Annotated in this window: 13 protein-coding genes and 1 tRNA gene; 10 read left to right on the forward strand and 4 right to left on the reverse strand. The window is 54.8% G+C overall.

The window, feature by feature from the left end; translation table 11 throughout:
- Positions 1 to 241: 241 nt before the first annotated feature.
- Positions 242 to 583 (reverse strand): arsenate reductase (glutaredoxin), encoded by a 342-nt coding sequence (arsC, locus tag HOV93_RS22535; protein WP_207398811.1) that lies wholly within the window; start codon positions 581 to 583, stop codon positions 242 to 244.
- A 315-nt stretch (positions 584 to 898) separates the two neighbouring features.
- Between arsC and trxA the strand changes: the two genes are divergently transcribed.
- Together trxA and HOV93_RS22545 are read left to right on the forward strand one after the other, a co-directional pair.
- Positions 899 to 1,219: a thioredoxin gene (trxA, locus tag HOV93_RS22540; RefSeq protein WP_207398812.1), complete on the forward strand. Its 321-nt coding sequence runs from the start codon at positions 899 to 901 to the stop codon at positions 1,217 to 1,219.
- Between the two features lie 223 nt (positions 1,220 to 1,442).
- Complete coding sequence (locus HOV93_RS22545; RefSeq protein WP_207398813.1) at positions 1,443 to 2,618, forward strand: hypothetical protein; 1,176 nt, start codon at positions 1,443 to 1,445, stop codon at positions 2,616 to 2,618.
- A 158-nt stretch (positions 2,619 to 2,776) separates the two neighbouring features.
- Here HOV93_RS22545 and HOV93_RS22550 read toward each other — a convergent pair whose 3' ends face one another.
- Positions 2,777 to 3,505 carry a hypothetical protein gene (locus HOV93_RS22550; protein ID WP_207398814.1) on the reverse strand — a complete coding sequence of 243 codons (729 nt, stop codon included), beginning with the start codon at positions 3,503 to 3,505 and terminating at the stop codon, positions 2,777 to 2,779.
- A 558-nt stretch (positions 3,506 to 4,063) separates the two neighbouring features.
- Between HOV93_RS22550 and HOV93_RS22555 the strand changes: the two genes are divergently transcribed.
- Positions 4,064 to 6,562: a sodium-translocating pyrophosphatase gene (locus tag HOV93_RS22555; RefSeq protein ID WP_207398815.1), complete on the forward strand. Its 2,499-nt coding sequence runs from the start codon at positions 4,064 to 4,066 to the stop codon at positions 6,560 to 6,562.
- Positions 6,563 to 6,591: 29 nt separating this feature from the next.
- Here the strand turns inward: HOV93_RS22555 and HOV93_RS22560 are convergent, their stop codons facing one another.
- Positions 6,592 to 7,365: a hypothetical protein gene (locus tag HOV93_RS22560; RefSeq protein WP_207398816.1), complete on the reverse strand. Its 774-nt coding sequence runs from the start codon at positions 7,363 to 7,365 to the stop codon at positions 6,592 to 6,594.
- Complete coding sequence (locus HOV93_RS22565; RefSeq protein WP_207398817.1) at positions 7,352 to 7,558, reverse strand: hypothetical protein; 207 nt, start codon at positions 7,556 to 7,558, stop codon at positions 7,352 to 7,354. The genes HOV93_RS22560 and HOV93_RS22565 overlap by 14 nt, the downstream gene beginning before the upstream one ends.
- 461 nt (positions 7,559 to 8,019) lie before the next feature.
- Between HOV93_RS22565 and HOV93_RS22570 the strand changes: the two genes are divergently transcribed.
- The 7 genes from HOV93_RS22570 (at position 8,020) to clpP (ending at position 15,656) form a co-directional block, all read left to right on the forward strand.
- Positions 8,020 to 9,729 (forward strand): MotA/TolQ/ExbB proton channel family protein, encoded by a 1,710-nt coding sequence (locus HOV93_RS22570; protein ID WP_207398818.1) that lies wholly within the window; start codon positions 8,020 to 8,022, stop codon positions 9,727 to 9,729.
- Positions 9,730 to 10,548, forward strand: a complete 819-nt coding sequence (locus HOV93_RS22575; protein ID WP_207398819.1) for a hypothetical protein — start codon at positions 9,730 to 9,732, stop codon at positions 10,546 to 10,548.
- A 36-nt stretch (positions 10,549 to 10,584) separates the two neighbouring features.
- A complete protein-coding gene (locus HOV93_RS22580) occupies positions 10,585 to 11,703 on the forward strand; it encodes a hypothetical protein (RefSeq protein ID WP_207398820.1) in 1,119 nt (372 codons plus the stop codon).
- A 391-nt stretch (positions 11,704 to 12,094) separates the two neighbouring features.
- Positions 12,095 to 12,167 (forward strand) — tRNA-Gly (locus HOV93_RS22585).
- Positions 12,168 to 12,412: 245 nt separating this feature from the next.
- Positions 12,413 to 13,879, forward strand: a complete 1,467-nt coding sequence (gene tig / locus HOV93_RS22590) for a trigger factor (RefSeq protein ID WP_207398821.1) — start codon at positions 12,413 to 12,415, stop codon at positions 13,877 to 13,879.
- A 416-nt stretch (positions 13,880 to 14,295) separates the two neighbouring features.
- A complete protein-coding gene (locus HOV93_RS22595) occupies positions 14,296 to 14,925 on the forward strand; it encodes a ClpP family protease (RefSeq protein WP_235990815.1) in 630 nt (209 codons plus the stop codon).
- 143 nt (positions 14,926 to 15,068) lie between these two features.
- On the forward strand, positions 15,069 to 15,656 hold the full coding sequence (gene clpP / locus HOV93_RS22600) for an ATP-dependent Clp endopeptidase proteolytic subunit ClpP (RefSeq protein WP_207398822.1): 588 nt from the start codon (positions 15,069 to 15,071) through the stop codon (positions 15,654 to 15,656).
- Positions 15,657 to 15,714 lie beyond the last annotated feature (58 nt).

A 15,714-nucleotide genomic window follows, 5' to 3' on the forward strand; every position in this document is an offset into this window, starting at 1 on the left:
TGCATTACCGATAGGGCTGCCGACGAGAAAAACGTACTGCCTCGCAGGCAATCTGCATGGTGACAGCACGTTGGGAAGGTTTCAATAATCCTTGCAGTATAACCTGATTGGGGCCATCCCTGAAATTGGGAGCTCGATGCGTGCCTGGGAAGTCGATCTGATATCACCGGGGCACAAGCGGCGAATGCATCCGGATTGAACTCAAGGGATCGTTTCTATCCTAAGTAACGCTAGCAACCGCCTAGGGGAGAATTTCGTCGACGCTTTCAGGGGGTCGTCCCAACCGGGCCTCGTTGCCAACCACCACAATAGGACGTTCGATAATCTTCGGATTGGCAGCCATCTGAGCGATCCAACCCGCTTCGTCTTCCGGCCGCGCGAGACCCAGGGCCTGGTGGTCTTTCTTCCGCACGAGCTGCTCGGCCTTGAGTCCCAGCTTTTTGAGCAACGATTGGATCGTCTTTTCGTTGGGGGGACTATCGAGGTAAAGCACCACCTCGGGTTCGATCCCATGCTCGCTGAGCCGGGCTAAGGTTTGTCGGCTCTTCATACAACGTGGATTATGGTAGATCGTGACGCTCATCGCGTACCTTGAAGCAGGGTAATGACGGAATATAGGAAGTTCGGGAAACCGAGGTCAATCTGCCTGTAACGCCGATCTTCAAGTGGCATCCTAGTTACCAGAGCACAGCAAGCGGGTACTGCAGCAGGTTGTCCTAACTCGGTTACCCACCATAATAAAAGCATGCCCCCTGGGTTGTGAACCTGGTTAAAATTCGCGATTCTATTGGATTAGGCCCGGAATTACGGCATGCTGAATGTCTGGGCTCGACTTGATCTCATGAGACGCAAGCGACAGTAAACCCCCATATTTTCCATTGATCGGGAGAAGCCTCCAATGGCCAATGAATTTAACGAAGACAACTTTGATTCCGAAGTCCTGCAATCGAGCGATCCGGTATTGGTCGACTTCTGGGCACCTTGGTGCGGTCCTTGCCGTCAGTTGGCACCGGTAATCGATCAGCTGGCCACCGAATACGAAGGTTCGGTCAAAGTCGGTAAGGTCGATACCGACAAAAACCCAAACCTGGCCGTGAAGTACGGTATCCAGAGCATCCCAACGGTCATGATCTTCAAGAATGGTGAAGTCGTGAACCAGATGCTCGGCAACCAGCCCAAGGCCAACCTACAGCAAGCGCTGGACGCAGCCAAAGGCTAAGCGTCCCGTACCGGGCATAAAATTTGCTAGCAAAACGGAAGGCGATTGCCTTCCGTTTTTTTATGCGCTGGCCCTGAAAGTGGGTGGTAGCATGCAAAAGCCCTGCGAGTCCGCAGCATTTCAACCTGCGCAGCCGTTAAACTCAACTTCTTAGGCACATCATGCCGATGCGAAAGGATGGCCGAGTAATCCATTCGACTGCCGCCCATTGCATTGATTCGCCATGAAGCCGACAATCCGCCCGACAAACATCAAGCCATCGACGCGCCAGCTTTCCGAGCATGGTACGCCAGAGCTGCGAATTGACCCTCCGCATGCCTCGTCAGTGGAAGGAAATTCGGCAGATCACCTAGAAGACGACCAAGGCGTCGATCTCACGTCCGCCGACCTCGAAACGCTTCCCGATTGGCAGCGCCGGCAGATCAATCAGCTAGCACGCTTGATGCGCGATCGCCAGATGGAGCTTGATCGTCGCGAGGCCGAGCTCAATGCCCGGATGGCGAACTTCGAGACTCAGCAGCGAAGCGCCGCGTTGGCCATGGACGAGCCGGTCCCTCATACCGCAAGAGCCACTCGCGAAGAGCCCGAAGACAAAACAGAACCGGCTGGTCCCCTGCGTAGTATCGAAGAGAAGATCCGCCAATGGCGACGCAAGTGGCGCGGTCAAGAGACCGAAGTTTGCGCGATCGAACCCGAGGTCGACGGCTCAGTCACCGTACGGCTAGAAAAACTGAGTGAAGCGGAGTCTCAGTTGGCTCAGCAATGGGCGCTGCTCAAGAACGCGCGCTCGCTGCAGGCCCTGCGAGAAAAAGAGTTTGCCGGGTACACCCAAAAGGTTGAACGCGAAATGGAGCAGAGCCGCGTTCAACAACATCAATGGCTCGAGCAGGAACAACGCCAGTTGGCCCGCGACCAAGAGGAGTTAGCTCAGCGCGAGAACGAAATCGCCGATGTGCAGCACGAGATGCAGATCGCCTTCGAAGAGCTGCAGGTCATTCGCGATCAACTGGAAATGGCCTGGGCCGAGATTCGTGTGCGGATTCCGTCGGCGCTGCGGCGACGGCTGGATCACCAAACCGATCACGCTGTCGAGCACTTCGACAAAGCACTGCACGCCCGGAATCAAGCCGCCAAGAGCGAGATTCGGCAGATGCTCCATCAGTTGGAACTGGCCAAGCTAGATATCCAGGAACAGCAGGTCCAGCTGGAAGACGACACCGATCAACACCACACCGAGATCCGCCGCGCCAAACATGATCTGGCCGATCGCGATGCCCAAGTGCGAGCCCAACTCGCCGAGCTTCGCCGCGAGCACGAATCGTTGAACGAAACGAAGCTCGAAATCTTGAAAGAACGCTACCAAGATTTGAGCCGGGAAATAACTCCTAAAGCGGCGTAAAGACTTTCTCTCGTGTTGGTCGACTGGCCTCCGATTCCTTCTCAGCTCGCTGCCCTCTTAAACGACGAAGCCCCAATTGATGACAAGCCGAGCGAATAAAAAAAGGGACGCTCATTGAGCGTCCCCCGAATCGTTGCTGACTCGCATGAATCGTATGCTTACTCGCTGCTAAGCGAAAGCGATTCGGTTGGTTTCTTGTTCGCCTTTTCGCGGGCCGCGTGACGCTCTTTGGCAGCTTCGGATGCCCGGTAAGCGATCTGCAGCTCTTGGCGGCTGAAGTAAGGCGTATCGTCACCAATGAGATGCTCGATACGTTTGTTGGCCAGTTCTTCCCAGCTCATGCCGTTGTTCAGGTGCCAGGCAGCTGCTTGTGCACTGCGCTGATTCAGCTGACCACTGCCGAGCATGTGGCAAAGATCGGCGACGCCAGGCTTTTCGGTGTAATTACCGATGGGCTTCAGTTCGTAAGGAATCTGGGGATCGGGATCTTCCAGACCGTGATCAAGACAAACGCCTTGGACCTTGATGCGTTGAACTTTTTCAGGCATGACGTTGAAGAAACCGCCGCCACCACCTTGGCCGCCACCGCCGAAGCCGCCGCCACCTTGGTTGCCGCCGAACTGTGCCAGGGGAATCCCAGCGAATGCGGCCGGCAATTCGACGCGCATCTTATTCTTGGTTTTGTTCGTGATAATAACGGTGCCTTTTTCGGAGCTCATCGGAATGAACTTCACTTCGATGACACCATCATCGATTGCCTGGAACATCTCGACCGTTTCGACTTCACTGGCCGAACTGGCTCTCTTCTCATCCGCGATTGCCACTGGAGCTAAACAGCCCAGCATGGCCACGCAGCCAAACAATCGCCCAACCATGTGCCATTTCATGTGATAACTGCTCCTATGATTCGCTCGTTTTCGGCGATTGCCAGCGAATCGACTAACAACTGTGAGATGATCCAAAGATAAGATCCGTCGTAGTTGCCCCACAAAAGATGCAGCGATCAACGGATACTTTTCCTACCCAATACGCAGGAAACACAACACCTAAAGCTTAATCGCTGTTTGCGAAGAAGCCAACAATTTTGCACAAGCCAAACCAAACCACCTGCCCTTGGGGGGACAGCGATGCGAAGCTTTTGACCGGTGAACAAGCTGCCGAGTGCCGCGAACAGGCAAAACTCCGAGATAAACGCTGTGAAACGGACTATAGGCAGGGCTTTGATGTCCTCGCGATAAAGGCCTTCTCAGCACCGCAAAGAGCCACTTAATGCGCATTGAATCTCATTTTTCCGATTCGGAGCCGACACAAACTAGTTTAACCCCCTCTGATAATATGGATAATAACGGCTACCCACTGCACGGCTTGGCTGTTGGGTCGGGCGAAGAGCTCTCAGTGATCGCGACACCTTGGAATTTGCCGTCGATACGCAAAGGAATGGCATCATGTTTTTCGGCATCTGGCTGTTAGTACTTTTTGCGTCGATTGTGGCCCTCGTTCAGGCCTACTTCTTTTTCATGGGCATGGTCAGGGCTGACCCCGGCACAACGACCATGCAGCGAATCGCCGGATACGTTCGCGAAGGGGCAAACGCCTATCTGACTCAGCAGTACATGGTGGTGACGATCTTTTTTGTAGCCATCGCCGTCGTTCTTGCTTTGTTGGCGTTTGTCGTCGAGGTGCAAAGCCGCTGGGTTCCGTTTGCATTCATGACAGGCGGTTTTTTTTCAGGGCTAGCCGGTTGGATCGGGATGAAGACCGCCACGCTGGCCAGCAGCCGGACGGCCGCCGGAGCCCAAAAATCACTCAACCAGGGATTACAGATCGCCTTTCGCAGTGGCGCTGTCATGGGCTTAACGGTCGTGGGACTGGGCCTGTTAGACATCGTGCTTTGGTTTGGTGTGCTGAAGTGGGTCTTCGATCTCTCCCTATTTAATATCACAACCACGATGCTTTGCTTTGGCATGGGAGCGAGTTGCCAGGCATTGTTCGCACGGGTCGGCGGGGGGATCTTTACGAAAGCTGCCGACGTCGGTGCCGACCTGGTGGGCAAGGTCGAGCAAGGCATTCCCGAAGATGATCCCCGCAACCCGGCATCGATTGCCGACAACGTTGGTGACAACGTCGGCGATGTCGCCGGGATGGGTGCCGACCTATACGAAAGCTACTGCGGCAGCATTTTGGCCACCGCCGCGCTGGGCGTAGCGGCGTTCTCTTCCCCGGTGATGGCCAGTGCCGCTGGCTTTGACGACGTCGCGGATGCCCAGATTCGCGCGGTGTTTGTCCCGATGTTGATTGCTGCATTTGGCACGCTACTTTCCATCGGCGGCGTCTATCTTGTTCGTACGCAGGAAGGGGCTTCGCAGAAGAATCTGCTGGCCGCTCTTTCGCGCGGGATCAACGTGGCTACAGCCGCCGTAGCGGTGGTCTCCACCATCATTTGCATTCTGCTAATGCCAGCCGTTCCGGAGGCCTCGTTTCATGTCGGCGTTGCCATTCCCGGTGTTTCGCTGAGTATTATCGTCGGGCTCGCCGCTGGATGGTTGATCGGCAAGTGGACCGAGTACGCCACGAGCGACGAATTCACGCCTACCAAAAAGTTAGCCGAACAATCTGAGACCGGGCCTGCCACCATTATCATCGGAGGAATCGCCGACGGTATGCTCAGCGTCTGGCCTCCCGTCATTGTGATTTCGGTCGCCACGTTGGCCTCGTTTGGATTCGCCAATGGCTGGAGCTTTGACGACCCCAACTTGTTTGCCCTGGGTCTGTATGGCGTGGGAATCGCAGCCGTCGGAATGCTCAGCACCCTCGGCATCACCCTGGCAACGGACGCTTACGGCCCGATTGCCGACAATGCCGGGGGTAACGCCGAAATGTCGCACTTGGAGCCGATCGTCCGCGAACGTACCGACGCGTTGGACAGCCTGGGCAATACGACCGCGGCAACTGGCAAGGGCTTCGCCATAGGCTCGGCCGCGCTGACGGCTTTGGCGTTGATGGCAGCTTACGTCGAAGTTGTTCGCGAAGGCTTCGATCGCTGGGGAAGCAGTGTCGCCGCTCAGGTCGAATACGATACGCCCACCAAGATCGCCCCAGGCCTTGTCATTCTGAAGGAAGATCAAGACGGCACCGATCGTGTATTCGGTTACTTGCCGATGCCGGCCGACCTTCGTGATGTAAAGATCAAGCAAGCGTGGAACCAACTGGGCGGCGACGGAAAGCCTGCGGCTCTTTCTTCTGACTTGGTTCAGATCGTTACGCGAGAGCAGGGGGAACCTCGCCTGCAGTTCGCGACGACCGGCGCGCATTTTGTGAATGTCCACGAGGCCAGCCTCAATGACTTCACGACTTACTACGAAGCGAACGTCATGAACCCCAAGGTGTTGGTGGGGATCTTTATCGGAGCGATGACCACGTTTGTCTTCTGTGCGTTAACGATGAAAGCGGTCGGACGTGCGGCCAAAGGGATGGTAGAAGAAGTCCGTCGGCAGTTCCGCGAGAAGCCTGGCATCATGGACAATAGCGAAGAACCAGACTACTCGACCCCGGTCGCAATCAGCACCAAGGCGGCCCAATTGGAAATGATCGTCCCCTCGCTACTGGGCTTGCTCACGCCGCTTGCCGTCGGCTTTTTGCTGGGCGTAGGAGGGGTGCTGGGGTTGCTTGTAGGCGCACTGACCAGCGGCTTCTGCCTGGCGATCTTTATGGCCAATAGCGGTGGCAGCTGGGACAATGCCAAGAAATACATCGAAGCTGGCCATCACGGCGGCAAGGGAAGCGATGCCCACAAAGCGGCCGTCGTAGGCGATACAGTCGGCGACCCATTCAAAGACACCAGCGGACCAAGCTTGAACATCTTGATCAAGCTGATGAGCATGGTCAGTCTGGTCGTGGGCGGGTTTGTCGTGCGTTATAGCTTGATCGCAATGGGGATTTTTTAAACGCTCCTATTACCGATGGCATTCCCCGATCAATTGTCGACTAAGGTTTGGCGAAACTCGACCCATCCGCGAAGTCTTCCCACTCCGTCGATCTCGACCGAAGGAACGATTCCGGCCACGTCGGTCGTGCTGTTGGCCCATTGATGGACAACCTCTTGGGGCTCGATCGTCTTGCCTCCGAAAGCTCCCTGTCCGGAACCGTAATAGGGTTTGCCTTCGTACTCGGCATAGCTTCCATCGTCGGCTATCTGGGTGACGCGGACACGCTCGTAGTCTGACCAGTCATCTTTATAAAGCAGATAGAGTCGCTGGCGAATTTCCGGCGGTTCACTCTGAGCAATGATCAAGTGTCGCGGGTCTGGATGAAAGTGCGTCGGAACCAAGTCCGTAACACATTTAATCACAAGTGAATCGCTATCGAATGTGACATGATAGAGTTGATCGTGATAAGGAATCACATCGCCAGGCCGGACGAAAATAACCATCTGGTCGGAAAAGATCTTGCCCACTTCGATCGCATAGGCAGAATCAAGGAAGATGATACCCACCGGGTTACTGTCTATTTCAATCTGGCGAAAGCGAAGAGTCACTGGCATTGCGGTTCGGTTGGGCAAAGCAATACGACAGGCCGTGTCTTTCCCGCGGTGGTCCCAATGATAAGACGCTGGACCTGCAAAATCACCCGTCGGATGCATGCTGACCAATGGTGGTCGCTTCGACGTGCTTCGTGAACTGGAAGGATTATCGCAACCCATCAGTACCACGAAAACGAGCAGCGTTACGCGAACATCACAGCAAGACACGATGCATCTCCACATGCGTGAGATCAACGAGTTCCCGTTCAACCGAACCAACCGGCGTACCGTTGGAACCGACGATGGAGCAAACCCGACCATTGGCGACCGGTGCCATCGCGGCCAGAAACGGCTCGATATCCCCCTTCAGAAGCAACAGCCCGGCGACAACGCTCGACGCATTAATGCCTGTGCGAATCAAGTCCGTCTCCCCAATCTCAGATGAACTCCCTCTTGAAGGACTCCGGATCGATCCCTGGTCCCTAGAACGACGATTCATACAGATGGATGGACTTCGCAATACCACGTGAAACCCTAAAGTATCCATCTTTCCCTAAAATTCATCCTTGGCACATGAAATGGGATTCGACGACGTTGCGGGAATCTTTACCCCGTTACGCGTAGAACAATCGATTTAGGCCGATATGTATCTCAAGTTTTAACCAAATTTTTCCCCAAATCGGTCCCATAGGGAATAATTTAGTAAGCACAATAAGAAAATGATTAAAGGCCAGCAGTGCGTGAGTAAGTATCAACTCCGATTCACCCCCCGTCCGCACATCCAACAAGCGACTGAGGTTCTCTCAGTTTCGTCCTGGCTTTTTCCGCTTACTAATCTCGCCTGCGACCGGTAGTCGCGCTTCGTTTCCTTTCGAGGTCCAGATGTATTTCCAGTTCAATTGTCCCGAGTGCGGTCAGAAGCTCAAAGTCCGTCAAGAACTCGCCGGGCAAAAGCGTAGTTGCCCCTACTGCAAAAAGAGTGTCCACATTCCTCATGTCCAGGAAGAGCCGGATCAACTCCCTTCGCTTGACTCACCCTCGCTGCCTGAATTTGGTGGCGGCTCGACTTCGTCTGGGCCTGGGCTCGACTTAGGCGATCTTTCATCGGAATCGGCTGCCGCCGCGCCGAGTGGCCCGGTCGTGAAAACGGGCGGAGCGAGAAAAGGTGCCCCGGCGGCCAAAAAGAAGACCACCACTGCCGCAGCCCCCGCGAGCAGCTCTTCGGGCGAAGGAGACTTCACCGATCCGAGCAACGTGAACTTGTGGCTGTCGGGCCTGATCGGCTTCTCGTCGATGGTCGTCTTCATGGGGCTGATGTACTTCTCTAAGGGAACCTACATCGGCGGATTGTTCTGGATCGGTGGTTTTCAGGCCGTCGGCATTCAGTCGCTTAGTACGTTCCTGTTTTTCTGGGCCGTGACCATCTTGTGGATGAAGCATCGCAAGATCATGCGTCAGAAGGACTACCTGCTGATGGACGTTCTGCCGACCGATATCTCGCAAGAGATTCGCGTCGACACCCTCAGCAAGTTTGTCGAGCACATTCAGGGGCTGCCTGGTCATGACGGCGAAAGCTTTTTGATCAACCGTGTGCTTCGCGGTTTGCAGCACTTCCGCGTGCGTCAGAATGCGTCGGAAACGGCGACAATGATGGCCTCGCAGTCAGAGATCGACTACAACAACGTCACGTCCAGTTACTCTTATCTGCGCGTGCTGATCTGGGCAATCCCGACCATGGGTTTTATCGGTACGGTGCTCGGTATTAGCTTGGCGGTGACCGAGCTCTCCGGTGCGTTGGGCGGTGGCGACCTCGACAAACTGACCGCTTCGTTGCAGGGGATGTTCAGTGGTCTGGGTACGGCGTTTAACACGACCCTGGTCGCCCTGGTGATGAGCATGATCATTAAGTTCCCCTTGTCCTCGCTGCAGAGAAGCGAAGAAGGGGTGCTCAACTGGGTCGACGAGTACTGCAATGAAAACCTGATCCGCCGCTTGAACGATGGCCGCGAAAAGGCCGAAGACAAGCCGACTTCCCCTTACGATACGAAAGTCTTCCGTCGAGCTGTCGAAGAAGCGATGGCAGCCCAACAAGGAGAGCTCGAAGCCTGGATCAAGAAACTGGAGCTGGTCGGCCAGACAATCACCGAGCAAACCTCGAAGGGTTGGGACGAGATCAACGGCAAGATTCTGACCAGCCAGGAAGAAACGACCAACAAGCTGTTGGACGTGGTCAATGCCAAGACGGTCGACATGCAAAAGCGTCAGGAAGAGCAACAGACCCTCATGCAGGATCAGCTCAACCAGATGCAGGAAGTTGCCGCCCAGTTGCAAAGCACGCTGGGACAACTGGCCAGTGCCTCGGTCGATTCGCACATCAAGGTCAACGAAACGATGACGGACACCTCGGAACGTCTCGAGAAATATCTCGGGGGTGTCGAGCAAGGACTTAGCGGTTTGTCGGAAGTGCTCAGCAAGCTCGGCAACGAGTCGGTTGTCGTGCAGCAGGTCGAATCCTCTAACGGTTCTGGCGGCGGATGGTTTGGCTTCGGTGGCGGCAGCAAAGCTAAAACCCGACGAAACGGGAGACGCTAAATGGGAAAGGGTCGACAAGTCGAAGGGGAAGACATTTCGCTCTTCCCTTTCCTGAGTGTGCTTGCTTGCGTGATCGGTACGCTGGCGATGGTGATCGCAACGATCGCTGTTCAATCGCTTGACAACGATGCGGTCGATGCGGCCATGGAGTACCAAAAGAAAGAAAAGGAACTCCAGTCCGAAACGGCCGGACTCGAGCAGCTACGCGATCAACTGAAGAAGCGCGAAGAGCAGATCAAACGCGAGAATTCGAGCGAACAGAAAAAGCTGGAAGACGCCAAGAAGCGGCTGGCCGAACTTCTAGCCAAGCTGGAAGACACTCAGACCAAGCTGCAAAACATTTCCATTGAAGGCCCCAAAGTCAACGTGGCCGCGCTGACCGAAGAGGTCGGCACTATGGAGGAAGAACTGAAAGGGCGTCGCGAAAAGATCGCTCAGCTTCAGAAGGTCATCAAGGAACGAAATCTACCTCCGAAAGAGGCCGAAAACTCAATCCTCCCAGGCGGTAGCGGCGTGGGCTTCAAGCCCTCGTTCATCGAATGCGATGATGGCCGCGTAGTCATTCACGAGGACGGCAAGACCATTCCGGTCCGCACGGCGGAACTCAATACGAATCCCGATTTCGCCAAGATGTTAGAGAAGGTGAAGAATCAGAAAGACGGCACCCTCGTCTTTTTGATTCGCGACGACGGCCTTTCGACCTACAACACGGCACGCAACTATGCCAATGCCAAAGGCGTGACCAATGGTAAGTTGCCTGTCATTGGCGACGGTCGAGTCGACTTGAGTTACTTCACCAAGCAAGCAAAAAATTCGTAGCCTTGGCGGGTTACCTAGCGATAAGACGAACGAATCATGGCGAAACGAAGAAGCGGCGAAGAGGACGAGGGACTCGACTCGCTGCTCGACACAATGTTCAACGTGGTGGGTATTCTCATCATTGTGCTCGTTGTGGTGCAGTTGGGTATGCAGGAATCGGTCAAGCAGATCGCCAACAGCGTGCAGATCGACCCATTGGCCTTGGAAAAACTAATCAAGGACCTCGAAGAAGCTCAGAAAGACAAGCTCAAGGTCGAAAAAGAACTGAAAGATCTCGATCCTGACGAGCAAGACTTAGAGATGCTGATCCAGCGTCTGCAGTCAGAATCGACGGCCAAGGAAGCCATCTTAAAGTCGCAGCAGGGCGAACTGCAAAAGTCGATCATCGCGCAGAAAAATGCGCTCGAGATGGCTAAGAAAGCCGACGAGAACAAAGAAAAACGCGAGAAGCTTTCCAGCGACCTCAATAGCGCGCTGGATGAAATCGCCAAGCTTGAAGCCACGCTCGACGATACGCCTGAGCGAGCCCAAAAAGCTGCCAAGGTCGTCAATCTGCCAGATCCCAGGCCAGCACCGGAAGGGATCAAGGAAGCAGTCTTTCTGTGCGTCGGCAACCAGATCTACCCAATTGTGGATGATCCGATTCGTGCAGCGGCTAGAAAGCGGGCCGAATATCAGGCCGAGCGCGGTGCCCGCAAATACGTAAAGGACCCGAAACAGGGGATCGACGCCGAGAAATTCGTCGAGGACTTCAACGAACGCCCCATGTCAGACGATTGGTTCCGTTTCGAGATGTACGCGTCTGGCCGAGACCCTCGACTTCGCTTTAAGCCTAGGGAAGACGGCGGCTTTAAGATCGAGGAGATTCAAAGTGCCCGCTCACGCTTCCGCCGGCTTCTCAGCACCGTCGACCCATCGAAGTTTTACTTCAAGTTCATTGTCTATCCCGACAGCTACGAAGCGTACGTCGAGACCCGCCACGTGACCGACCAAATGGGCTACCTGGCCGGCTGGACCCCAGTCGACGCAAACTACCAGTACACGACCTGGATTGGCGGCAAAGTGAAATTCGGCCCGCCACCACCACCGCCAGATCCGAACAAGCCCAAGCCGAAACCCAAACCACCAGGGCCAAAGCCGAACGTGCTGGACTAACAGCTTCGTTTCACGGTTACTTGAATAACCCCAGATGGCTGTGCGATCTTTCGTGACAGCCATCTTTTTTTAGGGGGGCGGGCTGACGATCGAGATTGTCGTAGCCAAGGCTTCGGTTCTCGCGAGCTAAGTCGCTGCCAAAGCAGAAACGACGAATCGGAGGAGCTTCTTACTGTGGACATTGCTCTTGAGCTAGCGATGCCGATGAGATTCGTTAATTGCTAAGCAGATCACAACTTACGATCGAATTTGTCTTGGCCAAATTGACAACAGCACACCTATGTCGCATACTTTCCTCTCTGGCAAGCAATTTTTCGTTTGCCCCGGGTAGACCAGCTCTGATTTTTCAGTACACTGGTGCTTTCCTAGATGAGGGAACAACGTTCCCTGTGCGGGTGTAGCTCAGTTGGTAGAGCACAACGTTGCCAACGTTGTTGTCGACGGTTCGAATCCGTTCACCCGCTCTTCCTTTTACTGCCGTCGTGTTTGAGTTTATGTCGACACGCATAGTGCAGTAAAGCATTTGGTGGATGTGGCTCTTGGCAAAGGCTTTGCCGCATCGCCACGTTTCCTACGAGACGCAATGACGAGTCTCGCGGCGTGGGTGAGGAGAAGCCCACCCATTCTGCTTCGACGTCAATTGCTATATCGACCTGAGCTACGAGCCGGGTTTCTTGTTTTTCACCCCCAGATTTTGCGGAATCGTTGAATGAGTTCGCCTGAAACCGAAAACGCTGAAAATGCAGTAGCTGAAGCAGAAGACTCCAAGAAGTTGAACTTGGACGTTAAGGTCGACGCCCCTAGCTCGTGCCAGCGTCACGTCACGGTGACTGTTTCCCGTGAAGACATTGATCGCTACTTCGATGTCGCCATCGAAGACATGGTCCCGAATGCAGCTGTACCAGGTTTCCGCAAGGGAAATGCCCCGAAGAAGCTGGTCGAGAAGCGGTTCCGCGCCGAAGTGAAGGATCAGGTCAAAGGGACGCTGCTAATGGACAGCATGACCCAAGCGACCGAAGAGCAATCCTTTTCTGCGATCAGCGAGCCTGATTTCAACTACTCGGTCATCGAAATGCCAGAAGAAGGCGATCTGACCTTCGAATTCGATATCGAAGTCCGTCCCGAGTTCGACCTGCCGAAGTGGAAAGGTCTGAAGCTCGAAAAGCCGACCCGCGGCTTCGAGAAGGAAGACATCGACAAACACCTGAAGCAGGTTCTCGGTCGCTACGCTTCGCTGGTTCCGCACGAAGGTGCCGCCGACGAAGACGACCACTTGGTGTGCAATCTGACCTTCAAGCACGACGGCAAGAAGATCGAACACGCTGAAGAAGAATCGATTCGTCTGCGTGACACGCTCAGCTTCCAGGATGCCAAATGGGAAGACTTCGGCAAGGAAATGGCCGGAGCCAAAGCGGGCGACAAGAAGACCGTGACCCTAACCATCAGCGACGAAGCCGCCAACGAAGAAATGCGTGGCAAAGAAGTCGAGATGGAAATCGAAGTCCTCGAAGTCAAGCGAACCGAACTGCCGGAAATGGACGAAGCGTTCCTGAAGCAGGTCGGTGGCTTCGAAAGCGAAGGGGATCTGCGTGACTATGTCAAACAAGACATGGAACGCCAGATGAACTATTACCAACAGCAGCGTCTGCGTCAGCAAATCACCGAAGAGCTGACCAAGGGTGCCGACTGGGAATTGCCTCCAGAACTGCTCAAACGTCAGTCCGCTCGCGAACTGGAACGAGCCGTGATGGAACTTCGCTCGGCAGGTTTCGGCGAAGAAGACATCCAAGCCCACCGTAACGAGCTGCGTCAAAACAGCATGGCTTCGACCCGCAAGGCCCTGAAGGAACACTTCATCCTCGAACGGATTGCGGAAGACGAAAGTGTCGAAGAAAGCCAGCAAGACTACGACATGGAAGTGATGCAGATCGCCATGCAGCGAGGCGAATCGCCACGTCGTATCCGTGCTCAGCTGGAAAAAGGCGGCATGATGGACGTGCTGCGAAACCAGATCATCGAACGCAAAGTGATCGAACTCATCCAGGGCGAAGCTACCGTCTCGGAAGTCGACGCCGATCTGCAGCAAAGCAAGACTTCGGCCGTCAATCTGTTGATCTGCGGTGAAGGCGACAACGCCGCCCCTGCGACCGAAGAAGAAGCCAAGGACGCCGAATAATTCGCTCCTTGAATCCCGATATTCAAAGCCCCGATGGATCACCATCGGGGCTTTTTTTGTTTCCATCTAAGTTACCTTGGGACGAATCCTGGTAGCCCAGAGATTCATCTCTAACCTCTCGAGTTTCATGTCTATCCATGAAATTCGAGGCGAAAATGCTTCTTCTCGAACCTCTAGACAGCACGAATTTCTTTAGCCAAGTCAACAATTTCCGGTTGATAGCGATTAGCGAAAGTACAAAAACTTCGCAGCCTCCTCGTCTAAGTGTCTTCTACGGTTGTCTTCCCCCGGCAACTGGAGACAATAGCAGGATACTTCTCGTAGTTTGCTTCGCCGGAAGCGACCGGGCAGGCAGGTGGACTAATCCTGTGCCGCGGCGTCCTTGTCGGCACGTTGTAATGGAAGGATCGACGACCATGAATTCACAATTCCCCAATGCCCCTGTCGGGCCCATGGCCATGGCCTATGCCGATTATCAGCGGCAGCGCCAGATGACCCTTGGCGACCTGCTCTTGGAAAACCGGATCGTCTTCCTGCAGGGCGAAATTTACGACGGCAACGCCAATGAATTGGTCATGAAGCTGTTGTATCTTCAAAGCGAAAACCGCCGTAAACAGGTTCACTTCTACATCAACAGCCCCGGTGGTAGCGTCACCTCGACGATGGCTATCTACGACACCATGCAAATGCTGTCGTGCCCCGTCGCGACATACTGCGTTGGGTTGGCCGCCAGTGGTGGTGCCATTCTGCTTGCCGGTGGTGCCGCTGGTAAGCGTTTCATCTTGCCGCACGCCAAGGTCATGATTCACCAACCGCATGGTGGTGTCGGCGGCCAGGTGAGTGACATCGAAATTCAGGCCAACGAAATCATCAAGACGCGTGAAGAGCTGAACAAGATCCTCGCCGCACACTGCGATCAACCCGAAGAGAAAATCGCCAAAGACGTCAGTCGCGACTTCTACATGAACGCCACCGAGGCGAAGGAATATCGGATCGTCGACGAAATCCTCACTAAGCCGCCAGAAGAAGCTGGCGAAGAGGACTAAGCCCCGCTTGGCTAGTCCTTACCTATCTTGTCCCCTTTCCTCTAAGGAGAGCGGGGTAGGTTGAGGGACGAACCACGCACACCTAATCAATACCTATTCGACTTTCCGAACCCAATACACATCCAGACACTGGAGCCAATACGATGCCTCTGATTCCTTACGTGGTGGAAAAAAGCGGACGTGAAGAACGCGTCTTCGACATCTACAGCCGGCTGCTCAAGGACCGGATTATCTTTCTGGGAACCGGCGTGAACGACGAGGTCGCCAACCTGATCGTCGCTCAGATGCTGTTCCTCCAGTCGGAAGACCCCAAGGCCGACATCAATCTGTACGTAAACAGCCCCGGTGGCAGCGTCAGCGCCGGGATGGCCATTTACGACACCATGCAGTTTGTTACCTGCGACGTGGCCACCTACTGCATCGGCCAAGCCGCTTCGATGGGCGCGGTTCTGCTGACCGCCGGCGCCGCTGGCAAGCGATACGCGTTGCCCAATGCCCGCGTCATGATCCACCAACCACTGGCCGGCATGCAGGGTACCGCCGAAGACATCCTGATCCACGCCACCGAGTTCAAGCGCATCAAACACCGCATGAACGAGATCTTGCTGAAGCACACCGGCAAGCCGATCGACCAAATTGAAGCCGACACCGATCGCGACCGCTTCTTAAGCGCTCAGGAAGCGTCCGAGTACGGTTTGATCGACAAAGTCGTCGAACACATGCCTAGCTAGGTATTCGTACAAGATGCACGATAGAAAAGCCCGCGTGATTTGCGTGGGCTTTTCTATG

This window comes from Bremerella alba (assembly GCF_013618625.1).
GTDB classification, from domain to species: Bacteria; Planctomycetota; Planctomycetia; order Pirellulales; family Pirellulaceae; genus Bremerella; species Bremerella alba.